This window comes from Kitasatospora sp. NPDC056184, assembly GCF_042268405.1.
In the GTDB taxonomy this organism is placed as follows: domain Bacteria; phylum Actinomycetota; class Actinomycetes; order Streptomycetales; family Streptomycetaceae; genus Kitasatospora.
The window spans coordinates 25,451-49,316 of record NZ_JBHJUI010000033.1; the positions used below are offsets into that span (position 1 = coordinate 25,451).

The window sequence follows — 23,866 nt, forward strand, 5'->3', positions numbered from 1 at the left end:
CCCTCGTGCGATCCGTCAGAAGATCCCGAAGAAGCGATGCCACCAAGTGGGCCGCTGAAGGTGATCGCGCAGCCTGCTCGGCCCGGCGTAGTCGCTCTCCATCAGCTCCTCGGCGACCACTTCATAGCCGAGCTCGACCAACGCCCGGTTGACCTTGGCGAGGTCGGCGCCGTCCAACTCGCCCTCGGCCTGGGCCTCATCCGTGCCCAGGAAGGCGCCCGGGTTGTCCGCGCAGACCAGCGCCAGCGAACCGAACTTGCTCACGCAGACGACGATCCGGGTTCCGCAGACGGTCGCGTCGGCGGGTACGACGACGCGACCGTACTCGCTGGAGTCCTGGGTGTCCTGCTCAGCCGTACAGCTCGTCGCGAAGTCGCCTTCGAGCCGGGTCACCAAGACGGCGAAGCGAGCCGCGATCTCGCCCCGGTCGTAGCACTGCGGCCACTCCAGCCACTCCGGATCGTCAAGCTCTCGCAGCAACGCGAGCTGATCCGCTTCGTTCTCGGCCATGTACTCATTCTGCCGCCGTCACCACAGACAGGACCACTCACGGCCGGATGGCCCCGTAAGCCCCCTGCCCTGAACCGACGGAGGCGGACAGGCCCTGCCCCGCGGAAGCTCCGCACAGCAGGGCCCGCCGGACTTCCGGAACGACACTTCCCTCAGGGCAGGTTGGCCCGGGGGGGCGTGGCCGTTGGACCCGGCCACTCGGCCGGGCCTGCCGCCGTGGTGTACTGCTTCGGTCGGTCAACTGCTCTGGGAGGCGCAGGTGTTACGTGGCAGGCCGCCAAAGGAATTCCGCATCCCCACCGACCGGGAGACGGCGCTGGCGTTCGGCGAGCCGGTGGCCGTCCTGCGGGACGCACCCGCCGACTGGCCCCTCGCGATGGGGCGGCACGGTACCGACGAGGGCCTCTTCCAGGTCGAGCTCACCTACCACCTGCCGGACAACGAGCCGGTGGCCGCGGTGTCCACGTCCCGGCAACTCGTCGACCCGGTCACCGCGTTGTGGAGCTTCCTGGCCAACAGCGGACGCCGCACGGACGGTCTCGCCGCCGACCTGCCCCACCTCGGCCGGGACATCCGCCTGGACTCGCTGCTGATCCCCGTGCACGTCCACCACCACCTGGACTGCTTCACCGCCCGCCTCCCCCGGCTCCCCCACGACACCGGCTGCGTCGTGGTGACCGGGCTGACGGCGCACTGGCCCCTGCTCTCCGCCCTGGTGATGCGCGAGCCGGCCGGCTTCCCGGACAGCCACCTCCACAGCCGATAGCCGCAGGCCCCCTGGGCCTCGCACCCATTCGCGCGTATCCGCATCGCCCGCTCGGCGCGCGCGGATTGCGACCACTCCTACCGGCGGAGAAGTTGTGATCGGGGCATCGGCCCCCCGACACCCGACCCCCAAGGAGTCACCATGCGACGTCTCACGACCGTCCTCGGCGCCCTCGCCGCCGCCGGGACGGTGGCCCTGGCCCTGCCCAGCACGGCCCTCGCCGCCAACGGGAAGCTCGTCCTCGCGCCCAGCACGGTCATCACCAACCCGAGCGGCTGTTACAACTCGTCGATCGTTCCGCTCATCGTGTTCAACGAGACCGACGGAACCGTCCTGGTCTACGACGGTCCGAACTGCACAGGCAGCGTGATCGCGGTCGTTCCCCCCGGCGGTGGCACGACCCAGGAGTTCGGCTCCTCCGTGTTCGTCAGGTGACCTCGGCTGCTCGGGAAGTCGGCCGGACCGACTTCCCGCGCAGCCGCCGCCTCACTCGCCGGCGCCTGCGGCCGCCTCCAGGGTGGCGCGCCAGCGCGGGCTGTCCACGTAGTGGTTGTCGTACAGCTCGGAGGAGTCCTTGATCTCCTGCGGGCTCGCCTCGCCCCGCATCACCCGGCCGAGCAGGCGCAGGTAGTCGAAGCGCGGCATGCCCGGGGTGAAGACGAACAGGACGTCGGCCTCGGAGCCGGGGGCGGCCGCGAAGGCGTGCGGGGTGTGCGGCGGGACGAGCAGGAAGTCGCCGGCGCCGAGCAGCTCGACCTCGTCGTCCAGCAGGACCTGGAGCGAGCCGCCGATCACGAAGAACAGCTCGGAGGCCCGGGTGTGGAAGTGGGCCGGGGCGCCGACCGCGCCCTTGGCGAAGGTGGAGCGGTAGCTGGTGATCGGGCTGCCGTCGGTGCCGCAGTCGGCGAGCAGGGTCATCACGCTGCTCGGGTCGCTGGTGGTCTCGGCGGTGGCGGCGCGGGTCAGCAGCGGCTTCGGCGGGACGGCGTTCACGGTGGTTCTCCCCGGTTTCGGGCGGTCCCGGCTCCCCTGCCGCGACCTTGTGATGATCACTCTACGGACTCGATCGACCCGCCCTGAGGTGCATTTCCCCCTCAAAATCATGGGTCAATTTCCCGATGTGACGGGGAACGGCGGCAGCTCGGCGTGCACCGCCGGGAGACGCACCCGGGAAACGCCCGAGGGCCGCACCCCGCGTCGGCGGGGTGCGGCCCTCGGAACAGCGTTGCCGTCAGGCGGCGGCCAGGCGCTCCGCCGCCGCGTCCAGGCGGGCCAGGGTCCGCTCGCGGCCCAGCACCTCCAGCGACTCGAACAGCGGCAGACCCACCGTGCGGCCGGTGACCGCGACCCGGATCGGCGCCTGCGCCTTGCCCAGCTTCAGCCCGTGCTCGGCGGCCACGGCCTCCAGCTCCTCCTTCAGCGCGGCGGCCTCGAAGGCCTCCACGGCGGCGAGCTTCTCGCGGGCGGTGCGCAGCAGGGCCAGCGCGACGTCCTTGTTCTTCATCGCCTTCGCCCAGGACGCCTCGTCCTGGACCGGCTCGGCCAGGAACAGGAAGTCGACCTGCTCGACGATCTCGCCCAGCACCGCGATCCGGGACTGCGCGAGCGGCGCCAGCTCGGCGTAGGCCGCGGCGTCGAAGGACTCGGCCGGCCACGGCGCCCGGTCGGCGGCCAGGTACGGCGCGGTCGCGGCGATGAACTCCTCCACCGACAGCGCGCGGATGTACTCGCCGTTGAACGAGCGGAGCTTCTGCACGTCGAAGAAGGCCGAGGCGGCGTTCACCTCCGAGATCCGGAACAGCTGCTCCAGCTCGGCGTACGGGCGGATCTCGACGTCGTCCTTCGGGCCCCAGCCCAGCAGCATCAGGTAGTTCACCATCGCCTCGGGCAGGTAGCCCTCGGCCAGGTAGTCCTCCAGCGCCACCTTGTCACGGCGCTTGGACAGCTTCTGCCGCTTCTCGTTGACGATCACCGGCAGGTGCGCCCAGACCGGCGGGGTGGCGCCGAGCGCCTCCCACAGCAGCTGCTGCTTCGGGGTGTTCGACAGGTGCTCCTCGCCGCGGATGACCTCGGTGACGCCCTGCTCCAGGTCGTCGACCACGTTGGCCAGCAGGAACACCGGGCTGCCGTCGCCGCGGGCGATCACGAAGTCCTCGATCGCGGAGTTCGGGAAGGCCGGCTCGCCGCGGATGAGGTCCACCACGACGGTGGTGCCCTCGTCCGGGGTGCGGAAGCGCAGCGCGCGGCCCTCGGCGTACTCCAGGCCCCGCTCGCGGCAGAAGCCGTCGTAGCCGGTCTGGGCGGAGCCGGAGCGCTCGGCGGCCTGCTCGCGAGTGCAGTCGCAGTAGTAGGCGCGGCCGGCCGCGTACAGCTTCTCGGCGGCGGCGCGGTGGCTGTCGGCGTTGGCCGACTGGAAGTACGGGCCCTCGAAGCCCGGGTCGCCCTCGTGGATGCCGATCGCGGCGAGGGCGCTGATGATGCCGTCGGTCCACTCGGGCTTGTTGCGGGCTGCGTCGGTGTCCTCGATCCGCAGGACGAAGACACCGCCCTGCTGTCGTGCCGTCGCCCAGTTGTACAGCGCCGAGCGGGCACCGCCGACGTGGAACATGCCGGTGGGGCTCGGAGCGAAACGGACGCGGACGGGACGGGCTACCTCGGTCATGAAACCCAAGGGTATCGGGCCGCGGCGGGGTGCCCGGCACACCCACCCCCGTCCCGCCCCTCCGGCGGGGCTCCCTACCCGGCGTCCAGGGCGATCGCCCGCTTCGCCCGCTCGACCGACTCCTCGGCCGCCGGGCCGCCCGGATTCTCGGTGGCGAGGGCCTGGTTGAGGGCGACGAACGGGCGCATCCGGTGCTCGTAGCGCGCGAAGGCGACCCGGTGGTCGGCCGTTCCGCGGGCTCGGGCGAGTTCGTCGGCGAGGACGTGGGCGCCGACCAGGGCGAGGCCGGTGCCCTGGCCGGAGAGCGGGGAGGCGCAGTAGCCGGCGTCGCCGACCAGGACGGTGCGGCCGGCGGACCACGTGTCCAGGTGGACCTGCGCCATCACGTCGGCGTAGAAGTCGGTCGAGCGGTGCAGCGCCTCCAGCAGGCGGGGCGTCTCCCAGCGCAGCGCGCCCATCCGCTCGGCGACCGTCCGGCGCGCCGCCCCGGGGTCGCGCTCGGCGGGGCGGTCGTCCGCCCAGCCGAAGCAGACCCGCAGCTCGCGGTTGCCGCGCACGGGGTACACGCCGTAGCCGGCGTCGCCGTCGCGCTGCCAGACCTGCCAGTCCTCCAGGCCGAGGAAGTTGTCGGCGGAGAAGATCGCGAGGTGGGTGCCGAGCGGGCGCAGGAACTCCTCCTCCGGGCCGAAGGCCAGCCGGCGGACGCGCGAGTGGAGGCCGTCGGCGCCGACCACCAGGTCGAAGGTGCGGGGCCGTCCGCGGGTGAAGGAGGCGTGCACGCCGCGCTCGTCCTCGCGCAGCGCGGTGATGCTGTCGCCGTGGACGAACTCGACGCCGTCCAGGGCGTGTCGGTGCAGGATCCCGAGCAGGTCGCTGCGCAGCAGCTCGACGTCCCCGCTGTCGAGCCGGCCGCTGCTGAAGGTCGCCTCGGTCGAGCGGTGCACCTCGGTGCCGTCGGCGTCGAGGACGGACATGCCGCGCATCCGGGTGCGGACGGCGCGGACCTGCCCGGTGAGGCCCATCCGCTCGATCACGTCCAGGGCGGTGCCGCGGATGTCGACCGCCTGGCCGCCGGTGCGCGGGGCGGGGGCGGCCTCGACGACCGTCGGGGCGAAGCCGCGGCGGACCAGCCAGTGGGCGAGGACGGTACCGGCGATGCCGCCGCCGGAGACGAGGACGTTCTGCATGCGTGGGCCCCTGGGGTTCGGTACGGCGTGCTCGTACGCCGTAAGCACTCTGAATGTACGACGTACATACAGCGCCCTGCAAGCAGGAAAATCGCAGTTCAGAGCAGGTTCTGAGCTAGTACAGGCAGCCTTCTCCAACGATCCGCCCTGGTAGCGTCTGAGCTAGTACAGTCACCGCGACGGCGAGAAGGACGGCACCATGGCACCCGAGACCGACCCGCCGTTCCGGCGCATCGCCGCCGACCTCCGGCGCCGCATCGCCGACGGCGAACTCGCCCCCGGCGACCGCGTCCCCTCGAACCGGCGGCTCGCCCAGGACTGGGGCGTCGCCCTCGCCACCGCCACCAAGGCCCTCACCGTGCTGCGCCAGGAGGGCCTGGTCGAGGCCCGCCCCCGGATTGGCACCGTGGTCGCCACCGCCACCGCCACCGCGCCGCCCGCGGAAGCCCAACCCCACGACACACCGGCGGAGTTGAGCCGCGACCGGCTGATCCGGGCCGCCCTGGAGATCGCCGACACCGAAGGACTGGCCGCCCTCTCGATGCGCGCCGTCGCCGCCCGGCTCGGCGTCTCCGCGATGTCCGCCTACCGGTACGTCACCAGCAAGGACGAACTCGTCCTCCTCGTCGCCGACGCCGCCTTCGGCGAGGCCGCCTACCCCGCCGATCCCCCCGCCGGCTGGCGCCCCCGCCTGGAACTCGGCGCCCGCACCCTGTGGGCCCTCTTCCGCCGCCACCCCTGGCTCGCCCACCTCAGCCCGGTCACCCGCCCGCTGCTGCTCCCCAACCTGCTCACCCACGCCGAGTGGGCCCTCGCCGCCCTCGACGGCCACGGTCTGAGCAGCACGGCCGCCCTCGACCTCCACGTCCTGCTCTACAGCTACATCGAGGGAGTCGCCGTCAACCTCGAACGCGAGACCCAGGCCCAGGCCGCCACCGGCCTCACCGGCGACCAGTGGACGGACACCCGCTTCGCCGCCCTCGACGCCCCCGGCGCCGCCACCCGCTTCCCCGTCTTCACCCGCCTGACGGCCGGCCTCCCCGACGGCTACGACCTCGACCTCGACGCCCTCTTCGAGCTCGGCCTCGCCACCCTCCTCGACGGCCTCACCCCCCGCGTCGAGGCCGCCGCGAACGGCTAGGAGGCCCCCGGCTCCCGCCCCCGGAAGGTGCGGCGGTACTCGCGGGGCGGGACGCCGAGGCGGGCGGTGAAGGCCGGGCGGAGGGAGACGGCGGAGGAGAAGCCGCAGCGGGCGGCGACCGCGTCGACTGGGAGGTCGGTGTCCTCCAGGAGGCGCTGGGCGGTGAGGACGCGCTGGTCGAGGAGCCAGCGCAGCGGGGTGGTGCCGGTGGCGGCGGTGAAGCGGCGGGCGAAGGTGCGTTCGGACATCACGGCGAGGGCGGCCATCCGGCGGACGGTCCAGGGGGTGTCCAGGGCGGCGAGGACCTCGGTGCGGACCCGGGCGAGGGGGTCGCCGGACCCGGTGGGCGGCGGGACCGGGGAGGGGATGAACTGGGCCTGGCCGCCGGAGCGGAACGGTGCGGTGACCATGGCGCGGGCGATGGCCGCGGCCGCGCGTTCGCCGTGGGCGGCGCGGACCAGGTGCAGGCAGAGGTCGATGCCGGCCGCCACCCCGGCCGAGGTCCAGAGCCGGCCCTCGCCGGTGAACAGCACCTCGGGCCGGACGTCCACCGCGGGGAAACGGCGGGCCAGGAGGTCGGTGAAGGCCCAGTGGGTGGTGGCGGTGCGGCCGTCCAGGAGGCCGGCCTCGGCGAGCAGGAAGGAGCCCGCGCAGAGCGAGGCGAGGGTGACGCCCCGCTCGTGGGCGGCGCGCAGTGCGGCGAGGACGGCCGGGTCGCCGGGCTCGTCGGGCCGCTCCGGGCCGGGCACGACGACCAGGTCGCAGTCGGCCAGCGCGTCCAGTCCGAAGTCCGGGACGCGCTCCAGCCCGCCGCCGAACCGGACCCGGGTGCCGGCCGGCCCGCAGATCCGCAGCTCGAAGGCGGGCAGGCCGGGGCGGCTCTCCCGGTTCGCCCAGACCTCGCCGATCACGGCGTAGTCGAAGGGCCGGGCACCGTCGAAGATCACGCATCCCACCGTCCGCATGGGCAGGATGGTAGTGGCAGGATCGTATCGATGGGTGGCTCCACTGCCGCTCACGGAGCGGCCCGGGCCCGCCGCAGCATGGACGCATGACGAACACCAGCGCCCTCGACGCCCCGCTCACCATCGACTCCGACGCCGTCCTGGTCGTCATCGACGTCCAGAAGGGCTTCGAGGACACCGCGTTCTGGGGCGAGCGCGACAACCCCGCGGCCGAGCAGCGGATCGGCGAGCTGATCGACGTGTGGCAGGCCACCGGACGGCCGGTCGTGACCGTCCAGCACGCCTCTCCGGCCGGCCCGCTCGCGACGGGCACGCCCGGGTACGAGCTGAAGGACTTCGTCGCGGCGATCACGCCCGACCTGCACGTCACCAAGACCGTGAACAGCGCCTTCTACGGCACCCCGGACCTGCACGCCTGGCTCCGGGAGCGGGGTGCCCGACAGGTGGTGATCACCGGGATCATCACCAACGTGTGCAACGAGACCACGGCGCGGATGGCGGGCAACCTCGGCTACGACGCGGTCTTCCCGATCGACGCCATGCACGCCTTCGACCTGACCGGCCCCGACGGCGTGACCGTCCCCGCCGCCGAACTCGCCCGCGCCACCGGGACGGTGCTGCACGCGATGCGGTTCGCCAAGGTGGTGACCACCGAGGCCGTGGTCACGGCGGCGAAGACCGGCGAGCCGGCCGCCGTCAGCTGGTCCTGACCCGGCCGGTGCCGACCGCCGGCGCACCCGCCGGGAAGGTCTCGGCGAGAAAGGCCTCCCAGGTGCGGGCGCCCCGGTCGGCCCCGGGCGCGGCCAGGTTGACGCCCTCCCGGTAGCAGCGGCCCACCTTGCCGGGGACGCGCAGCGGCAGCGTCGGGCGGCGCTTGCCGGCGGCCGCCAGGTAGTCGCGGGTCAGGTCGCCGAGCGAGCGCACGGCCGGGCCGGCGAGGTCCGTGACGGGCCCGGCGGGCGCGTCCAGGGCCAGCCGGACCAGGCGCTCGGCGACGTCCCGGGCGTCCACCGGCTCCCAGCGGATGCCGTCGATCGCCGGGACGACGGGCAGCTTGGCCATCGCGGCCGCCGTCCTGAGCGTCAGATCGTGGAACTGGGCGGCGCGCAGCGTGGTGAAGGGGATGCCCGACCCGGCGACGATCCGCTCGGCGGCGTGCTTGGCCCGGAAGTAGCCCAGCGGCACCAGGTCGGCGGCGATCACCGAGATGTAGACGAGGTGCCGCACCCCGGCCCGGCGGGCGGCGTCGACCAGGGTGCGGGTGGTGGCCTCGTCGTGCTTGGCGTCGCCCGCCAGGTGCAGGACCGTCTCGACGCCCGCCAGGGCCGCGTCCACGCCCTCCCCCGTCAGCAGGTCGCCGGCCGCGTACCCGACGCCGTCGGCGGCCGGGCGGGGGTTGCGGGTGAGCACCCGGACGTCCTGGCCCGCCGCGCGCCGCAGCAGCGGCACGACCTGCCGGCCGAGGGTGCCGGTGCCGCCGGTCACCAGGACGGGGGCGCCGGTCGGGTTCGTCGGGTTCGTCATGATCGTCTCTCCTTCGCCGGCCGGAAGCCGGGCCTGAGGTGGAGCCGTTAGGTTTCGTGGTTCCGGAGCTTTGACTGACGGCGACGAAGGAATGTGACACGGGTGGAAGAGAAATATCCGGCCGCCGGATCCGCGGACCTGTTCGAGGCACACCGGCCGCACCTGCGGGCCGTCGCCTACCGGATGCTCGGCTCGCTCGCCGAGGCGGAGGACGCCGTCCAGGACACCTGGCTGCGCTACGACCGCACCGACACCGCCGGGGTGGAGAACCTCGGCGGCTGGCTGACCACGGTGATCGGGCGGCTCTGCCTCACCCAGCTGCGCTCGCGCGCGCAGCGCCGCGAGGAGTCCTTCGAGTCCCGGACCGAGGCGGGCGGCGAGGAGCCGCCGCCGCGGATACCGGACCCGCTGATCGGGCGGGCGGACGCGCCGGACCCGGAGCAGGAGGTGCTGCTCGCCGACTCGGTCGGGCTGGCGCTGATGGTGGTGCTGGAGTCGCTCTCCCCCGCCGAGCGGGTCTCCTTCGTGCTGCACGACCTGTTCGCCGTTCCCTTCGAGGAGATCGCCCCGCTGATCGAGAAGACCGCGGCCGCGACCCGCCAACTGGCCAGCCGGGCCCGCCGCAAGGTGCAGGGCCGGGCGCCCACTCCGGACCGGGACCTCGCCCGGCAGCGGGTGGCCGTCGACGCGTTCTTCGCCGCCACCCGCACCGGGGACCTCGACGCGCTGCTCGTCGTCCTCGACCCGGAGGTGGTGCTGCGGGCCGACGGCGGCGCCGGCCGGGAGCGGCGTCCGGTGCTGCTCCGGGGCGCCCGGACGGTCGCGGGGCAGGCGGTCATGTTCCGCGCCCTGTCGCCGTACGCGCGCCCGGCGCTGATCAACGGCGCGGCGGGCGTGGTGGTGATCGGCGCCAACGGCCGGCCCGTGTCGGTCATGGCGTTCACCGTGGTGGACGGCGCGATCGTGGCGATCGACGTGCTCAGCGACCCGGACCGGCTGGCCGCGCTCGACCTGGCGGCGTTCGCGGACTGAGCGGGGGCACCGCGCCGGAACGACGGCCGCCCCCGCGCACCGGAGGGGTGCGCGGGGGCGGCCGGACCGGGCGGGCCTCAGCCCTTCTTGGAGATGAAGTCGTACGCGCCGGCCGCGACGTCGTCCAGGTACGGGCCGGCCTGGAACTTCGGGTCGCCGGTGTGCTTGCCGACGGAGACGTTGCTGACCAGCGCCGGCTTGCCGTCCTTCACCGCCAGCCAGCCGCCGCCGCTGGAACCGCCGGTCATGGTGCAGCCGATGGCGAGCATCGGCGGGCGGGTCGGGTCGTACGACAGCCGGGTCGGCTTGCCGCTCTCGCAGCGGTTGAGCTCCGTGCCGTCGAACGGCGGGGCCGCCGGGTAGCCGTACTCGGTGATGCCCAGTTGGTCGCGCGGGGCGTTGAACCAGACCGGCACCGCGCCGCCGACCGCCTCCTCCAGCGACTTGCCGCCGTCGGCGGGCTGCACGCGGATGACCGCGAAGTCGTAGTGGGTGGCCGGGGAGCCGCCGTCGCCGCCCTCGGCCTTCCACTGCGGGGAGGTCACCGCCTGGGTGGCGTTCCAGACGCCGAACGGCGCGTACTGGGCCTCCTCCGCCTGCTTGCCGCCGCTCAGCGCGCCGGTGCTGTTGAACGCCGGGATGAAGGAGATGTTGCTGTAGTACGTGCCGCCCTTGCCCTGGTGGACGCAGTGGCCGGCGGTCCACACCAGATTGCTCTTACCGGGGTGGGCCGGGTCGGCGACCACGGTGGCGGAGCACTGGTAGTGGTTGAGCCCGGCGGCGGCGTCGGCACCGCTGCCCGGCTTGTCGGCGAACAGCTTCCCGTGGACACCGGGCTTGGTGTACGGGTGCGGGAGCGGCTGGGCGTTGACGGTCCTGGGCAGCGGGTCGTTGCCGTTGTCGGCGGGCTGGGCCGGCGGCTGGGTGGGCGGGGCCGACGGCTGCGCCGGGGCCTGGCTCGGCTGCGCGGGCTGGGCGGGCGGCTGGGCGGGCGGCTGGGCCGGGGCCTGCGAGGCCGGCTGCTGCGTGCCGGACGGCTTCGGCGGCGCGGGCGGCGGCGTCGTCGGGTGGCCCGGCTGCGTCGGCTGGCCCGCCGGCGGCTTGCCGCTCGGGGTGGACGTCGGCGCGGACGGTGCGCCGGGCTGGGTCGGCCCGCCCGGCTGCGCCGGCGGCTGGGCGGGCGGGGCCGCGGGCGGCGCCGGCGGCGCGATCGGCTCGACGGGCTTGGCCTTGAGCAGCTTGTCCAGCGTCCAGAAGCCCTTGGCGGCGGCCGGGAGGGCGTAGTCCTTCGCCCACTTCTCCCAGTCCTCGAACTTCCACTTCTTCAGATCGTCGAGGTTGGCCGGAAGCCCGAGGTTCGGCCCCGCGCCGGCGCCCGCCGCCGCGGTCACGGCGGAGTCGGCCGAGCTGTTGTCGGGCCCGCAGGCGGCGGTGGTCAGCAGCGTCAGTGCGAGCGCCGAGGCCCCCAGGGCCGTCCGGGCGGTGCGCACGCCGCGACGGCGGCCAATATTTCTGTCAGACGATGACATGAACTTCTGTTCCCCCTGTGTGAAAAACCCGGCGCCGCCGGAGCGGCGCCGGGAACTGCGCGGGGGAGTATTCCACTGTCCGTCAGCCGCGCGCCCACCCGCCCCCGTCAGCGGCCGACCGCGCCGTCCAGCCGCTCCCGGAGGATGTCGGCGTGACCGGCGTGCCGGCCGGTCTCCTCGATCATGTGCACCAGCAGCCAACGCATCGACGGCGCCTCGGCGTTGGGGCGCAGCGAGCGCGCTCCGGGACGGTCGAGGCGGTCGGCCGCCGAGGCGATCACCGCGTTGGCACGGGCGATCGCCGCCCGGTACGCGGCGACCGACTCCGCCACCGTCTCGTCGCCCGGCGAGGGCGCGTCGTCGTCCCACAGCTCGACGTCGTCGCCCCGGTAGGCCCAGAGGAACCAGTTGAGTTCGACGGCGGTGAGGTGGCGCACCAGCCAGAGCAGGCTGGTCCCGGAGGCGACGCCGGGCCGCCGGGCGTCCTCGTCGGAGAGCCCCTCGGTCTTGGCGATCACGCAGGTGCGCAGGTAGTCGAGGAAGGAGAGCAGCGTGCTGTGCTCGTCGGCGTTGATCCCCGGCGGACGCAGATCGGTACGCCCGCGCGCGGTGTCGGCGGTGTCATCGGTCACGCCCGCCAGCGTAGGACCCGCCCCCCGCCCCCGGCCACGCCCCCTGCGGTTCGCCGGAGTTCGTTCGCCGTCCAACCGAACCGCATCGCCCACGAATTGACGGACACGCGAAGAACGGGGGCCCGGAATTCCCGGGCCCCCGGCGGACGGAGCCGGTTCACCAGCCCTGGGAGTGCAGCCAGTCGGCGAGGTGGCGGGCGCAGCCGTCGACGGTCTCCCGCCAGGTGTGGCCGGCGCCGTCGCCCGCCTCGTCGCTGACGTGCTTGACCAGCCGGACCTGCAGGCCGGCCCGGTGGGCGACGGTGGCGACGGCGTAGCCCTCCATGTCGACGAGGTCGGCGTGCTCGGCGAGGCGGTCGCGGGCGGCCGGGTCGGAGACGAAGAGGTCGCCGGTGGCCAGCACCGGCCCGTCGCCCTTGCCGACGACCAGCGGGGCGCCGTAGGTGCGGCCGGTCAGGGCGTAGAGGGTCGGGGTGTCGAGGTCGTGCTGGATCACCTGGGTGACGGTGTGGGTGCCCTCCCATCCGGGGCGCAGGGCGCCGGCGGTCCCGAGGTTGACGATCTCTGAGGGGTGCGGGCCCTCGGCGAGGACGGTGGCCAGCGCGGCGGCGGCGTTGACCTTGCCGATGCCGGTGAGCAGGACCGGCAGATGGTCGCCGAGGTGGGCGGCCTCCTCCCGGACGGCGACGACGAGCAGCGGTCGGTCGGCGGAAATCGTTCCCAGAAGACGCATGCCGCCATCGTACGGACGGCCCGGCCGTCGCACCGGCGCATGAACCGCCCGGGCCGGGGTGTGCGGCCGGCAGAAACGGACCCCGACCCTCCGGAACCTCCGGGAACCGCGTAGGGTGCGTGCCGCGTCGACCCGTTCGCCGCCCGCCCCACGCCCCGGGGGCGGCCCGGAGCGGGGGCCGGGAGTCACGGAGCACGGTGGGGACGCACAGCTCAAGATCCGCGCAACTCGGGTGTGGCCGCCGGGAGTGACGGCCATACTGCTGGCAACGGCCGGGCCCCGGAGACGGGGGGCGGGCCACAGGGGAGGGGGAGGCTGGTGGCGACACCGGTGCGTATCGAGAGGCCGGCACCGCCGGCGCCGCGGTCCGGCGGCACGGAGGCGGAGGTACGGCGGCCCGGGCCGGCCGCCCGGCTGGCACGGGCGACCCGGACGGCGCCGGGGCGGCTGCGGCTGGCCGGAACGCTGCTCGCGGTGCTGACCCTCGCGTTCGGCGCGCTGACCGCCGTCCAGCTGAACTCCCGGGCCGCGGCGGCCGAGCGGGTGGTCGGCTCCAGCCAGCCGCTCAGCCAGGCCGCCGCCGACATCAACCGCTCGCTGGCCGACGCGGACGCCACCGCGGCGTCCGGCTTCCTGCTGGCGGGCGCCGAACCGCGCGCGGTCCGGGCGCGCTACGAGCAGGACCTCAGGACGGCCTCCCAGCTGATCTCCGAGGCGGCCGCCCGCGCCACCACCTCCTCGGGCCTCCAGGACCTGCTCTCCACGCTCAACCAGAAGGTGCCGGAGTACGCGGGGCTGGTGGAGACCGCCCGGGCCAACAACCGGCAGGGCTTCCCGCTCGGCGGCGCCTACCAGCGGTACGCCTCCCAGCAGATGCGCACCGAGCTGCTGCCGGCCGCCGCCCGGCTGTCGGCCGCCCAGAACGAGGTGCTGGCCCGCGACATCGCGGACGCCCGGGCCACCCCGTGGGCCGGGTACGCGCTGGGGGTGGTGGCCCTGCTGGCCCTGGTCTGGGTCCAGCTGGCGCTGTTCCGGCGGACCAACCGGGTCTTCAACATCGGGCTGCTGGCCGCCTCCGCGTCCGTCCTGGCGGCGGTGCTCTGGCTGACCGTGAGCGCGACCGGCGCCGACTCGGCGCTCGGGCGCGGCGAGCGCGAGGGGGGAGCGCCGCTGCGGGCGCTGAACGCGGCCCGGGTGGACGTGCTGACCGCCCGGCTGGCGGAGAACCTGCACTACGTGTCGCGCGGCTCCAGCTCCACCTACGCGAAGCTCTGGTCGGAGACCACCGGCCGGCTGTACGCCCGCCCCGGCGATACCGGCGACGCCTCCGGCACCCTGGCGCAGGCCCGGGCGCTGGCCCCGACGGACGCCCTGGCGACGGTCGACCAGGCGCTGCGCGACTACCAGCGGTGGACCGACCGGCACACCGCGGCGACCGCGCTGGAGAACCAGGGGGACTACCAGGCCGCGCTGGACGCCACCGTGACGGCCAAGGAGGCCGACGCGCCGCAGACGGCCGACGCCGCGTTCAGCGCCGCCGACCGGGAACTGGCCCAGGCCGCCGTGCTGGAGGAGGGCCGGTTCCGGGACGCGGCGCTGGGCGTCGACGAGGACCTGCGCACCGCCGCCGCGGGGGTCGCGGCCCTGGGCCTGGCGGCCGCCGCCGCGGCCCTGGGCGGCCTCGGCCGGCGACTGGCCGAGTACCGGTAGAGGGGGGACGGACGAGATGGGCACGATCACGGACCGGGGACGGGGCCGCGCCACCGCGCTGCGGGCGGCCCGGACGGCGGCCGCGCTGGCGCTGCTGGCCTCCGGCGCACTGGCGCTCGGGGCGGGCGGACCGCGGGACGGCGGCGCACCGGCACAGGTGCCGCTGGCCGCGCAGCAGGAGCAACAGGACCAGCAGGAACAGGCGGGCCGGTCCGAGCAGGCGGAGCCCTGCGACCTCTACAAGAGCGTCCCGCCGAGCACCGAGGACGGCGCGGCCGTCAAGGCCATCAAGGCCCGCCGCAGCCTGGTCGTCGGCATCGACCTGAACAGCTACCGGTGGGGCTCGCGCAACCCCAACACCGGTCAGCTGGAGGGCTTCGACATCGACCTGGCGCGGGCGATCGGCACCGCGATCATGGGCGACCCGGACAAGGTGGTGTTCAAGGCGGTGCCGACCGCCGACCGGATCAAGTACATCAAGGAGGGCCGGGTCGACATCATCGTCCGCACCATGTCGATCACCTGCGAGCGACTGGCGGAGATCGGCTTCTCCCGGCCCTACTTCACCACCAGCCAGCGGGTCCTGGTGCCCAGGACCTCGCCGGCCAAGACCCTCGACGAGGCGCTGAACGGCACCACCGCGTGCGCGGCGACCGGCTCCTCCGCCCTGGAGGAGCTGAAGACCCGTCCGCTCAAGCAGCTCGTCCCCGTCGAGAACAACCTGGACTGCCTGGTGCTGATGCAGCTGGGCAAGGTCGACGCCACGATGACCGACGACGGCCTGGCGGCCGGACAGGCGGCCCAGGACCAGACCGTCAAGGTGCTGGACGGCGACGTGCGGCCGGGCGTGATGGGCGTCGGGATGCTGAAGGACAGCACCGACCTGGCGGCCCGGGTGAACCAGGTGATCAACGACTACTACGCCAGGGGCGCCTGGCGCGGCGCGTACGACAGCTGGCTCAAGCCGTACCTGCTGGACGACGCCGACCGGCACTGGCCGACACCGCGGTGACGACCGGACGGGCGGGGGCGGCGGAGGCACGCGTTAGGGTCGGTCCGGCGGCCGCCGGGGCCGGGAGCGGTCCCCGGGGGCGCGGAACGGAGCAGGTGACGGGAGCGGAGCAGGTGGAGGAGGGGAGAGCGCGATGGCGGCTTCGGCCGGCCCGGTCCTGAGCCGGGAGGAGGTGGACCGCGCGCTGGCGCGCCTCGGCGCGGAACGCGACGCGGTCGAGTCGGCGCTGCTCTCGCTCCAGGACCACCCGGGCCTGCGCCTGCTCGACGGCGCCGACCTGACCGGGCGGACCCAGGAGCGCTGGGCCGTCGCCGGGCAGGGACTGCCGCTGCTCTGGGCGCTGTTCGACCGCTACTCCGAGGTGCTCGCCTCGGCCCGCGCGGTGCGGGCCCGCAAGGCCCGGCCGGGCGGCCCGGAGCTCGCCGAGCTGAGCGAGCTGCTGACCGGCGACGCGGTCACCGTGCCCGGCGGCGCGCCGGACGGCCCGCAGCGGCTCGGCGCGCCCGCCCGGCTGGTCGAGCGGGTCAGCCTGGACGGGCTGATGGACCGGATGAACGCCTGGTACGCGACCGTCCTGGAGGTGGTCTCGGCGGCCGACGCGGTCTGGACGGCGCTGCCCGCCCGGATCGACCTGCTGATCGCCGAACTGCGCCGGGTGCAGACCCTGGCGGCCTCGCTCGGCGTGCGCACCGGCACCCATCCGCTCGGCGACGACCTGGACGCGCTGGACGCCGACCTGGGCGGGCTGCGGACCGAGGTGCGCACCGACCCGCTGGCGCTCTGGCGGCCCGCCCGGGTCCCCGCACAGCGCGGCACGGTGCCGGACGGCGGCGCGCTGGCCACGCCGTCCGGGGTGGTGGACACCGAGCGCTTCGACCTGGCCGGGCGGGCGCTGGACGGCGTCCGGCTGGAGCTGGAGAACCTGCTGCGGCTGCGCGACGACGCCGAGGAGCGCCTGCAGGGCGTCGGGGACCTGCTGCAGCGGGCCGACGCCACGCTGGCCGAGGCCCGCCGGGCGCGCGGCGAGGTGCTGGCGAAGATCGCCGCCACCGAGGTGCCGGCCGTCCCCGGCCCGGCCTCGGCGCTGCGCGAACGGATCGTGGTGGCGCTGGAGCTGCGGCAGAGCGGGCAGTGGTACCGGCTGGCACCGCTGCTCGACGCGCTGGAGGACGCGGCCGCCAAGGAGCTGGCCCGGGCCCGGCAGTCGCTGACCGAGGTGACCCAGCCGCTGGCCGTCCGGGCCGAGCTGCGCGGGCGGCTGGACGCGTACAAGGCGATGGCGGCCCGGCTGCGGGTGGCCGAGGACCCGGAAGTGGTGGAGCGGTACGAGAAGGCGCGCTGGCTGCTGTGGAGCGCGCCGTGCGACCTGCGGGCGGCGGCGGGCGCGGTGGCCCGCTTCCAGCAGGCGCTGCGCCCGGCACCCGGCGGTCCGGACGACGGGACCGGAACGGGCCCGGTGGACGGGGCGGAGCGGGGCGGTGCGGAGCGGGGCGGGGCGGAGCGGGGCGGGGCGCGGGCCGGCGGGGAGCCGGCCGACGGACAGGCTGTCGACGGACGGGTACAGGGGGGCCGAGGGTGATGGGCGAGACGTGCGTGCGGCCGGAGTGCGGCGGCAGCGGGACGATCGACGCGGACGGCTACTGCGACGAGTGCGGGCTCGCGCCGGAGGGCGGCACCTCCTCCGTGCGGACCGCCTCCTCGGCCGGCACCACCGGAGCGGGCACCGCCGGGCCGACGGCGTCCGCCCCGGCGGGCGCGGGCGACCCCTGCCCGCGCGACTGCGCCGGGACGGTCGACACCGACGGCTACTGCGACGAGTGCGGCCTCACCCCGCCCGGGGTGCCGGCCCCGCGCTCCGCGACGAGCGGCTCCCGGGCGTACACCTCCACCGTGGAGATCGTGTTCGACCCGGACACCGGCTCGGCCCGCAGCGCCTCGGCCCGCTCGCTGTCCGGCCGCTCCCGCTCGCACCGCTCGACCCGCACCGGCAGCGGCCGCTCGGTCTCGGTGCGCAGCAGCCGCGGCAGCGCCACCGCCAACCGGCACCGCCTCGGCGCCGGCCTGGTGACGGTGCCGACCGTCCCGGCCGCCGACCCGGCGCAGGCGGTGCTGGAGAACCCGGAGGTGCCGGAGCGCAAGCGGTACTGCTCCAAGTGCGACGCCCCGGTGGGCCGGGAGCGCAACGGCAAGCAGGGCCGCCCGGAGGGCTTCTGCACCAAGTGCGGCACCCCGTACTCGTTCACCCCCAAGCTGCGCCGCGGCGACCTGGTCGGCGGGCAGTACGAGGTGGTGGGCTGCCTGGCGCACGGCGGGCTCGGCTGGATCTACCTGGCGGTGGACCGGCGGGTCAACGACAAGTGGGTGGTGCTCAAGGGCCTGCTGGACACCGGGGACGAGGACGCGCTGGCGGTGGCCGTCGCCGAGCGCCGCTTCCTGGCCGAGGTGGACCACCCGGGCATCGTGCGCATCATCAACTTCGCCGAGCACCCGGACCTGCGCACCGGGGCCACCGACGGCTACATCGTGATGGAGTACGTCGGCGGCAAGTCGCTCAAGGACATCGCCAACGAGCGCCGCACCCCGGACGGCCGGCGCGACCCGCTGCCGGTCGAGCAGGCGATCGCGTACGCGCTGGAGGCGCTGCCCGCGCTGGGCTACCTGCACCAGCGCGGCCTGGTCTACTGCGACTTCAAGATCGACAACGTGATCCAGAGCGGCGACACCCTCAAGATCATCGACATGGGCGCCGTCCGCCGCTTCGACGACGACGGCCCGATCTACGGCACCATCGGCTACCAGGCGCCGGAGATCGCCACCGACGGCCCCTCCCCCGCCTCCGACCTCTACACGGTGGCCCGCACCCTCGCCGTCCTCAGCTTCGACTTCCAGGGCTACTCCACCACCTACCGCGACACCCTGCCCGGCCCGGAGTCCGTCCCGGCCTTCGCCGCCTACGAGTCCTACTACCGGCTGCTGGTGCGCGCCACCGACCCCGACCCGGCCCGCCGGTTCGCCTCCGCCGAGGAGATGGCCGACCAGCTCACCGGTGTGCTGCGCGAGGTGCTGGCGCTCCAGGACGGCCGCGCCAGGCCCGCGCCCTCCACCCTCTTCGGCCCCGAACTGCGCGTCGTCGACACCGAGTTGGTGGCGCCCTCGGCGCAGCCCGGCGAACTGCGGCTGACCGGCGTCGACCCGGCCGCCGCCGCGCTCGCGCTGCCCGTCCCCCGGGTCGACCCGGCCGACCCGAACGCCGGCTTCCTCGCCACCCTGCTCGCCACCGACGCGCAGGAGGCGCTGGCCGCGCTGGACGGCGCCCCCACCGACTCGATCGAGCGCCGGCTGCGGGCGCTGCGCGCGCTGCTCGAACTCGGGCACGGGCGGCGGTCCGCCGAGGCGCTCGCCGCGCTGGAGCAGGACCACCCGGACGACTGGCGGGTGGTCTGGTACCGCGGCCTCGCCTCGCTGGTCGCCGCCGCCGACCCGGCCGCCGCCGACCCCGCCGCCGCTCCGGAGGCCGCCGGCCCCGAGGGCGGGGCGGACCCGCGCGCACAGGCGCTGCGCGCCGCCGCCGAGGCCTTCGACGCCGTCTACGACGCCTTCCCGGGCGAGGCCGCCCCCAAGCTGGCCCTCGCCGTCTGCGCCGAACTCCTCGGCGACCGCGGCGACGCGGCCGAGTTCTACCGCCTGGTGTGGAGCACCGACCAGAGCTACCTGAGCGCCGCCTTCGGGCTGGCCCGGGTCCGGCTCGCCGGGGACGACCGGACCGGCGCGGTCGCCGTCCTGGAGTCCGTCCCGGCCACCTCCAGCCAGTACACCGCCGCCCGGATCGCCGCCGTCCGGGCCCGGCTGCGCGAGCGGCCCGCCACCGACCCGCTCGGCGCCGACCTCGGCGCGAGCTCCGAGCAGCTGACCGCGCTGCGCCTGGACGACCGCCGCCGCGAGGAACTCGCCGTCGAGGTGCTCGGCGCGGCGCTCGGCTGGGTGACCGCCGGGTCCCCCGGCGGGACCGGCCCCGGCCGGACGACCGGCGAGGTCAGCGTGCTGGGACGGCCCGCGGTGGAACGGGAACTGCGGTTCGCCCTGGAGCAGTCCTACCGGGTACTCGCCCGGTTGGCCGACCGGGCCGATACCAGGATCGAGATGGTGGAGCGGGCCAACCGGGCCCGTCCCAGGACGTGGGTGTAACAGATGCCGCAGCAGACCGTGTGCCAGAGCTGTGCCGAGCCGATGGACCCGGAGGACGTCTTCTGCGGCTCCTGCGGGGCGAACCGGGACGGCCGGCCCGCCCCCGGCGCGATGCCGGCCGGCTGGTCCGCCGCCCGGGCGGCCGCCGACGGCGAGGACCATCCGCCGACCCTGCCGAACACGCCCGCGGTGCCCGCCCAGGGCGGCCCGGGCGCGCCGGGCGCGGCCGCGTGCGTGCACTGCGGCCTGCGCCAGGTGACCGCCGACGGCTACTGCGAGGGCTGCGGCGGCGCCCAGCCGCGCCCCCGCGACCACATGGAGAAGGCGCTGGCCGGCGTCGCCGGGGTCAGTGACCGCGGCCTGCGGCACCACCGCAACGAGGACTCCTTCACCGTCGCCGCCACCTCGCTGCCCGGCGGCGAGCCGGTCGTGGTGGCCGTGGTCTGCGACGGCGTCTCCTCCTCCGACCGCCCCGACGAGGCCTCCGAGACCGCCGTCGACGCCGCCTCCGAGTCGCTGCTCAGCTCGCTGGAGGCGGGCACCGACCCGACCAGCGCGATGCGCCGGGCCATCGCCGACGCGGCCGACGCGGTGGCCGCGCTCGCCACCGACGGCACCCGGCCGAGCCGGCCCGACGTCAACGCGCCCGCCTGCACCTACGTCAGCGCCATCGCGGCCGGCGGGCGGATCACCATCGGCTGGGTCGGCGACACCCGCGCCTACTGGATCCCCGACGACCGGTTCGCCGCCGAGCCGTTCCGGCTCACCCAGGACGACTCCTGGGCCGCCCGGATGGTCGAGGCCGGGCTGATGAGCGAGGCCGAGGCGTACGCGGACCCGCGCGCCCACGCCATCACCGGCTGGCTCGGCGCGGACGCCGAGGAGGTCGTGCCGCACACCCTCGGCTTCACCCCGCACGTCCCCGGGGTGCTGCTGGTCTGCACCGACGGGCTGTGGAACTACGCCGAGGCCGCCACCGACCTGGCGTACTACGTCCGGCCGGACGCCCGGACCGAGCCGCTGGCCGCCGCGCAGGCCCTGGTGAAGTTCGCCGTCGCGGCCGGCGGCCACGACAACATCACCGTCGCCGTGCTGCCGATCGACCCGCCCCCGGCGGCCGCGGACCCGGGGGAGGACGCCCGGACGGCGACCGCGCTCGACCTGCCGCTGGTCACCGCGGACGACGAGGAGTACGACCCGACCCTGCCGGACATCCCGGTGATCGGCTCGCCGGCCGCCCCGCTGCCCCCGCACCCGCCGCTGCCCGCGGTCCCGCCGCCGCCCGCCGTCCCGCCGCGCCCGACCGTGCCCCCGGCCCGCTGACCGGTCCGCCCCGTCGGGGCCCGTGCCCTCCCGGGCGCGGGCCCCACCCCGCTCCACCCCGCTCCACCCCGCACGCTCCGCACGCTCCGCCCCGGCACGCCCGCACCGCGCCCGCCCCCGGGGCGGCCACCCGACCTCCGAGCACAGCAGCCCCCGCACCAACCGACCACCCGACGGGAGCCACCGGCCCATGGCAACACTGGCGAAGCCGAACCTGCCCAGGTTCGACGTGGAGATCTTCCAGAACGAGTACCTCGCGGACGGCGCCCGCGAGGTGAACGCCATCGTCACCGTGACCGCGACCGGCGGCGGCACCTCCGGCGGACGGCCGCTCGGCGTCGCCGACGCCGCGCCGGGAAGCGGCGGGCAGTCCGCCGCCGTGGTGATCCTGGTGGACTGCTCCGGCTCGATGGACTACCCGTCGAGCAAACTGCGCGGCGCCCGCGAGGCCACCGCCGCCGCCATCGACACCGTCCGCGACGGCGTCGCCTTCGCCGTGGTCGCCGGCACCCACGAGGCCCGCGAGGTCTTCCCCGGCGACGGCACCCTCGCGGTCGCCTCGGCCGAGACCCGCGCCCGGGCCAAGGAGTCGCTGCGCCGGCTCACCGCGGCCGGCGGCACCGCCATGGGCACCTGGCTCACCAAGGCCGACCAGCTCTTCCTCACCCGCCGCGACATCCCGATCCGGCACGCGATCCTGCTGACCGACGGCAACAACGAGCACCAGACGGCCGCCGAACTGGAGCAGGCGATCGAGCGGGTCTCCGGCCACTTCACGGCCGACTGCCGCGGCGTGGGCACCGACTGGCGGGTCGAGGAGCTGCGCCGGATCTCCTCCGCGCTGCTCGGCACCGTCGACATCGTCCCCGAGCCGTCCGGCCTGGCCGAGGACTTCCGCTCGATGATGGCCGGCGCGATGAGCAAGCAGGTCGCCGATGTCGCGCTGCGGATCTGGACGCCCGCCAACGCGGTCGTCAGGTTCGTCAAGCAGGTCGCCCCCGCGCTGGAGGACCTCACCGACCGCCGCTCCGAGGCCGGACCACGGGCCGGCGACTACCCGACCGGCTCGTGGGGCGACGAGAGCCGCGACTACCACGTCTGCGTGGAGGTCCCGGCCTCGGCCGTCGGCAACGAGATGCTGGCCGCCCGGGTGAGCCTGGTCCTGCCGCCGTCGGTCGCCGGGGGGACGCCCGAGGTGCTGTCGCAGGGCCTGGTCAAGGCGGTCTGGACGGACGACCTGGCCTCGTCCACCCGGATCAGCCCGCAGGTCGCCCACTACACCGGCCAGGCGGAGCTCGCCGAGGCCGTCCGGGAGGGCATGGAGGCGCACCGCGCCGGGGACGTCCACCGGGCCACCGCCAGGCTCGGGGCCGCCGTGCGGATCGCCCACGCCACGGGGAACGACGGCACCTTCCGGCTGCTGCAGAAGGTGGTGGACGTGGTGGACCCGAAGGAGGGTACCGTTCGGTTCCGTAAGAACGTGAGCGAGGCCGACTCGATGATCGTCGAGACCCGGTCGACCAAGACCGTCCGTGTGAAGAAGTGACCGCCGAAGCGCCGACCGGGCCGCGAACCGGCCGGGCCCAGCCCCGGCCGCGCTGGAATTGAGGGGGGACCTGATGCCGATCTGCCCGAGGGGCCATGAGTCGCAGGCCGAGGACTGGTGCGACTTCTGCGGATTTCCGATGACACCGCCGCAGCCGCTGCCGCCACCGCACGGCGGGTTCCCCGGCGCTCCCGGGCATCCGGGGGCGCACGGCGCACCCGGCGCGCCGTACGACCCCACGCTCCCTCCGGGCGCGCTGCCGCAGCCCGGGGCCGTCCCGCCGCCGCCCCCGGGGTCGGTGCCCCCTCCCCCGCAGGGCTTCCCCGACCTCACCGAGGGCCTGGCGGTCTGCCCGATCTGCCGCAGCCCGCAGACCGGTCGGTTCTGCGAGGAGTGCGGGTACGACTACGACCTCTCGGCGCCGCAGCGCGCCCCGCAGCCGTTCCAGGCCGCCCCCGCGCCGCCGCCCGCGCCCGCACCGCTGAACATCCCGGCGGCGTACGGCGGCGCGCCGGAGGCCCCGCACCCCGCCCCGTACCAGGGGCAGCACCCGGGCCAGGGCCGGCACCCGGGCCAGCACCTCGGCCACCACCCGGGCGAGGCCCCGCCGCTGCCGCCGCAGCCCACCGCGCCCACCGGCTACGGCTACCCGCCGCCGGTCCACGCCCAGCCCCTCCACGCCCAGCCCCTCCACGCCCAGCCGGCCCCGGCCCCGGCCCCGGTCGAGCAGCCGGCCCCCGGACACCCGGACCCGCGGCCCGACCGGCCGTACGGGGCGCCGCAGCCGCGCGAGGACTCCGGCCCGGTCTACGCCCAGCCCGGCCCGGCCCGGCGCGGCGACGAGTTCGGCACCTCGTTCCACCTGGCCCCGCCGGCGCCCCCGCAGGGCCCGCCCGCCGAGCCGGTGCGGACCACCTGGTTCGCGGTGATCGCGGCCGACCGCGACTACTTCACCGACATGATGGCCCGCAGCGGTCCGGAGGCGGCCGGCCTGTTCTTCCCGCCGTACTGCCCCGAGCGGCGGATCCCGCTGACCGGGCGCGGCCAGCTGCGGATCGGCCGGCGCAGCCAGCACCGCGGCACGGTGCCGGAGATCGACCTCTCGGTCGCGCCGGAGGACCCGGGCGCCTCGCACCAGCACGCCCTGCTGGCGGAGCAGCCGGACGGCAGCTGGGTGCTGGTCGACCAGGACTCCACCAACGGCACCACGGTGAACGGCGGTGCGGAGCCGGTCGCCCCGCACACGGCGATCCCGCTGAACGACGGCGACCGGATCCACATCGGCGCCTGGACCACGATCACCGTCCACCGCGCCTGACCGCCCCGGATCGGGACCCGGCGTTCGACACCGTTGTAAAACTGATCATCAAATGATGCTTGGAGAACTCCCCGTGACGGCCTGCCACCCC

At 75.2% G+C, this 23,866-nt stretch carries 21 protein-coding genes; 12 read left to right on the plus strand and 9 right to left on the minus strand.

Going from position 1 to position 23,866, the window contains the following annotated elements; genetic code table 11:
- Positions 1-15: 15 nt before the first annotated feature.
- Positions 16-510 (minus strand): hypothetical protein, encoded by a 495-nt coding sequence (locus ACFC0B_RS37060; RefSeq protein WP_376096602.1) that lies wholly within the window; start codon positions 508-510, stop codon positions 16-18.
- A 259-nt stretch (positions 511-769) separates the two neighbouring features.
- Between ACFC0B_RS37060 and ACFC0B_RS37065 the strand changes: the two genes are divergently transcribed.
- Both ACFC0B_RS37065 and ACFC0B_RS37070 read left to right on the plus strand, forming a co-directional pair.
- Positions 770-1,276 carry a hypothetical protein gene (locus ACFC0B_RS37065; RefSeq protein WP_376096605.1) on the plus strand — a complete coding sequence of 169 codons (507 nt, stop codon included), beginning with the start codon at positions 770-772 and terminating at the stop codon, positions 1,274-1,276.
- A gap of 141 nt (positions 1,277-1,417) precedes the next feature.
- Positions 1,418-1,711, plus strand: a complete 294-nt coding sequence (locus ACFC0B_RS37070) for a hypothetical protein (protein WP_376096608.1) — start codon at positions 1,418-1,420, stop codon at positions 1,709-1,711.
- Positions 1,712-1,762: 51 nt separating this feature from the next.
- Here the strand turns inward: ACFC0B_RS37070 and ACFC0B_RS37075 are convergent, their stop codons facing one another.
- From ACFC0B_RS37075 to ACFC0B_RS37085, 3 genes are all read right to left on the minus strand, one after another.
- Positions 1,763-2,269 (minus strand): cupin domain-containing protein, encoded by a 507-nt coding sequence (locus ACFC0B_RS37075; protein WP_376096611.1) that lies wholly within the window; start codon positions 2,267-2,269, stop codon positions 1,763-1,765.
- Positions 2,270-2,507: 238 nt separating this feature from the next.
- Complete coding sequence (gene gltX, locus ACFC0B_RS37080) at positions 2,508-3,884, minus strand: glutamate--tRNA ligase (protein ID WP_376096730.1); 1,377 nt, start codon at positions 3,882-3,884, stop codon at positions 2,508-2,510.
- A 128-nt stretch (positions 3,885-4,012) separates the two neighbouring features.
- Positions 4,013-5,125 carry an FAD-dependent monooxygenase gene (locus tag ACFC0B_RS37085; RefSeq protein WP_376096614.1) on the minus strand — a complete coding sequence of 371 codons (1,113 nt, stop codon included), beginning with the start codon at positions 5,123-5,125 and terminating at the stop codon, positions 4,013-4,015.
- Positions 5,126-5,324: 199 nt separating this feature from the next.
- On the opposite strand from ACFC0B_RS37085, the gene ACFC0B_RS37090 reads away from it, so the two are divergent.
- A complete protein-coding gene (locus ACFC0B_RS37090) occupies positions 5,325-6,266 on the plus strand; it encodes a GntR family transcriptional regulator (RefSeq protein WP_376096617.1) in 942 nt (313 codons plus the stop codon).
- On the opposite strand, the gene ACFC0B_RS37095 is transcribed toward ACFC0B_RS37090, so the two are convergent.
- A complete protein-coding gene (locus ACFC0B_RS37095) occupies positions 6,263-7,231 on the minus strand; it encodes a GlxA family transcriptional regulator (protein WP_376096620.1) in 969 nt (322 codons plus the stop codon). The genes ACFC0B_RS37090 and ACFC0B_RS37095 overlap by 4 nt on opposite strands.
- Positions 7,232-7,317: 86 nt before the next feature.
- On the opposite strand from ACFC0B_RS37095, the gene ACFC0B_RS37100 reads away from it, so the two are divergent.
- Positions 7,318-7,941, plus strand: a complete 624-nt coding sequence (locus ACFC0B_RS37100; RefSeq protein WP_376096623.1) for a cysteine hydrolase family protein — start codon at positions 7,318-7,320, stop codon at positions 7,939-7,941.
- Here ACFC0B_RS37100 and ACFC0B_RS37105 read toward each other — a convergent pair.
- Complete coding sequence (locus ACFC0B_RS37105) at positions 7,928-8,755, minus strand: SDR family oxidoreductase (RefSeq protein WP_376096626.1); 828 nt, start codon at positions 8,753-8,755, stop codon at positions 7,928-7,930. The genes ACFC0B_RS37100 and ACFC0B_RS37105 overlap by 14 nt on opposite strands.
- Before the next feature lie 102 nt (positions 8,756-8,857).
- Between ACFC0B_RS37105 and ACFC0B_RS37110 the strand changes: the two genes are divergently transcribed.
- Complete coding sequence (locus ACFC0B_RS37110) at positions 8,858-9,787, plus strand: sigma-70 family RNA polymerase sigma factor (RefSeq protein ID WP_376096629.1); 930 nt, start codon at positions 8,858-8,860, stop codon at positions 9,785-9,787.
- Positions 9,788-9,864: 77 nt separating this feature from the next.
- On the opposite strand, the gene ACFC0B_RS37115 is transcribed toward ACFC0B_RS37110, so the two are convergent.
- The 3 genes from ACFC0B_RS37115 to ACFC0B_RS37125 all read right to left on the minus strand — a co-directional run bounded on the left by ACFC0B_RS37115 (position 9,865) and on the right by ACFC0B_RS37125 (position 12,681).
- Positions 9,865-11,316 (minus strand): trypsin-like serine peptidase, encoded by a 1,452-nt coding sequence (locus ACFC0B_RS37115; protein WP_376096632.1) that lies wholly within the window; start codon positions 11,314-11,316, stop codon positions 9,865-9,867.
- Between the two features lie 107 nt (positions 11,317-11,423).
- Positions 11,424-11,948, minus strand: a complete 525-nt coding sequence (locus tag ACFC0B_RS37120) for a DinB family protein (protein WP_376096635.1) — start codon at positions 11,946-11,948, stop codon at positions 11,424-11,426.
- 157 nt (positions 11,949-12,105) lie between these two features.
- The gene (locus ACFC0B_RS37125; RefSeq protein WP_376096638.1) at positions 12,106-12,681 is read right to left on the minus strand and encodes a nucleosidase; all 576 of its coding nucleotides are present in this window, start codon (positions 12,679-12,681) and stop codon (positions 12,106-12,108) included.
- A 330-nt stretch (positions 12,682-13,011) separates the two neighbouring features.
- On the opposite strand from ACFC0B_RS37125, the gene ACFC0B_RS37130 reads away from it, so the two are divergent.
- The 7 genes from ACFC0B_RS37130 (at position 13,012) to ACFC0B_RS37160 (ending at position 23,775) form a co-directional block, all read left to right on the plus strand.
- The gene (locus ACFC0B_RS37130; protein ID WP_376096641.1) at positions 13,012-14,391 is read left to right on the plus strand and encodes a hypothetical protein; all 1,380 of its coding nucleotides are present in this window, start codon (positions 13,012-13,014) and stop codon (positions 14,389-14,391) included.
- 16 nt (positions 14,392-14,407) lie between these two features.
- Positions 14,408-15,403 carry a glutamate ABC transporter substrate-binding protein gene (locus ACFC0B_RS37135; RefSeq protein ID WP_376096644.1) on the plus strand — a complete coding sequence of 332 codons (996 nt, stop codon included), beginning with the start codon at positions 14,408-14,410 and terminating at the stop codon, positions 15,401-15,403.
- A 133-nt stretch (positions 15,404-15,536) separates the two neighbouring features.
- Complete coding sequence (locus ACFC0B_RS37140) at positions 15,537-16,982, plus strand: hypothetical protein (protein ID WP_376096647.1); 1,446 nt, start codon at positions 15,537-15,539, stop codon at positions 16,980-16,982.
- Positions 16,982-19,588, plus strand: coding sequence for a tetratricopeptide repeat protein (locus tag ACFC0B_RS37145; protein ID WP_376096650.1), 2,607 nt, complete (start codon positions 16,982-16,984; stop codon positions 19,586-19,588). The genes ACFC0B_RS37140 and ACFC0B_RS37145 overlap by 1 nt, the downstream gene beginning before the upstream one ends.
- 3 nt (positions 19,589-19,591) lie before the next feature.
- Complete coding sequence (locus tag ACFC0B_RS37150; RefSeq protein WP_376096653.1) at positions 19,592-20,911, plus strand: PP2C family protein-serine/threonine phosphatase; 1,320 nt, start codon at positions 19,592-19,594, stop codon at positions 20,909-20,911.
- Positions 20,912-21,101: 190 nt separating this feature from the next.
- Entirely contained in the window at positions 21,102-22,457 is a 1,356-nt protein-coding gene (locus ACFC0B_RS37155) for a VWA domain-containing protein (protein WP_376096656.1), read from the plus strand.
- Positions 22,458-22,596: 139 nt separating this feature from the next.
- Complete coding sequence (locus tag ACFC0B_RS37160; RefSeq protein ID WP_376096659.1) at positions 22,597-23,775, plus strand: FHA domain-containing protein; 1,179 nt, start codon at positions 22,597-22,599, stop codon at positions 23,773-23,775.
- Positions 23,776-23,866 lie beyond the last annotated feature (91 nt).

What these genes read in the sequence shown, in the direction of transcription:
- ACFC0B_RS37060 (WP_376096602.1), bottom strand. Translation starts at nt 510, where the DNA reads ATGGCCGAGAACGAAGCGGATCAGCTCGCGTTGCTGCGAGAGCTTGAC.
- ACFC0B_RS37070 (WP_376096608.1), top strand. Translation starts at nt 1,418, where the DNA reads ATGCGACGTCTCACGACCGTCCTCGGCGCCCTCGCCGCCGCCGGGACG.
- gltX (WP_376096730.1), bottom strand. Translation starts at nt 3,884, where the DNA reads ATGTTCCACGTCGGCGGTGCCCGCTCGGCGCTGTACAACTGGGCGACG.
- ACFC0B_RS37085 (WP_376096614.1), bottom strand. Translation starts at nt 5,125, where the DNA reads ATGCAGAACGTCCTCGTCTCCGGCGGCGGCATCGCCGGTACCGTCCTC.
- ACFC0B_RS37090 (WP_376096617.1), top strand. Translation starts at nt 5,325, where the DNA reads ATGGCACCCGAGACCGACCCGCCGTTCCGGCGCATCGCCGCCGACCTC.
- ACFC0B_RS37095 (WP_376096620.1), bottom strand. Translation starts at nt 7,231, where the DNA reads ATGCGGACGGTGGGATGCGTGATCTTCGACGGTGCCCGGCCCTTCGAC.
- ACFC0B_RS37100 (WP_376096623.1), top strand. Translation starts at nt 7,318, where the DNA reads ATGACGAACACCAGCGCCCTCGACGCCCCGCTCACCATCGACTCCGAC.
- ACFC0B_RS37105 (WP_376096626.1), bottom strand. Translation starts at nt 8,755, where the DNA reads ATGACGAACCCGACGAACCCGACCGGCGCCCCCGTCCTGGTGACCGGC.
- ACFC0B_RS37115 (WP_376096632.1), bottom strand. Translation starts at nt 11,316, where the DNA reads ATGTCATCGTCTGACAGAAATATTGGCCGCCGTCGCGGCGTGCGCACC.
- ACFC0B_RS37125 (WP_376096638.1), bottom strand. Translation starts at nt 12,681, where the DNA reads ATGCGTCTTCTGGGAACGATTTCCGCCGACCGACCGCTGCTCGTCGTC.
- ACFC0B_RS37135 (WP_376096644.1), top strand. Translation starts at nt 14,408, where the DNA reads ATGGGCACGATCACGGACCGGGGACGGGGCCGCGCCACCGCGCTGCGG.
- ACFC0B_RS37140 (WP_376096647.1), top strand. Translation starts at nt 15,537, where the DNA reads ATGGCGGCTTCGGCCGGCCCGGTCCTGAGCCGGGAGGAGGTGGACCGC.
- ACFC0B_RS37145 (WP_376096650.1), top strand. Translation starts at nt 16,982, where the DNA reads ATGGGCGAGACGTGCGTGCGGCCGGAGTGCGGCGGCAGCGGGACGATC.
- ACFC0B_RS37150 (WP_376096653.1), top strand. Translation starts at nt 19,592, where the DNA reads ATGCCGCAGCAGACCGTGTGCCAGAGCTGTGCCGAGCCGATGGACCCG.
- ACFC0B_RS37155 (WP_376096656.1), top strand. Translation starts at nt 21,102, where the DNA reads ATGGCAACACTGGCGAAGCCGAACCTGCCCAGGTTCGACGTGGAGATC.
- ACFC0B_RS37160 (WP_376096659.1), top strand. Translation starts at nt 22,597, where the DNA reads ATGACACCGCCGCAGCCGCTGCCGCCACCGCACGGCGGGTTCCCCGGC.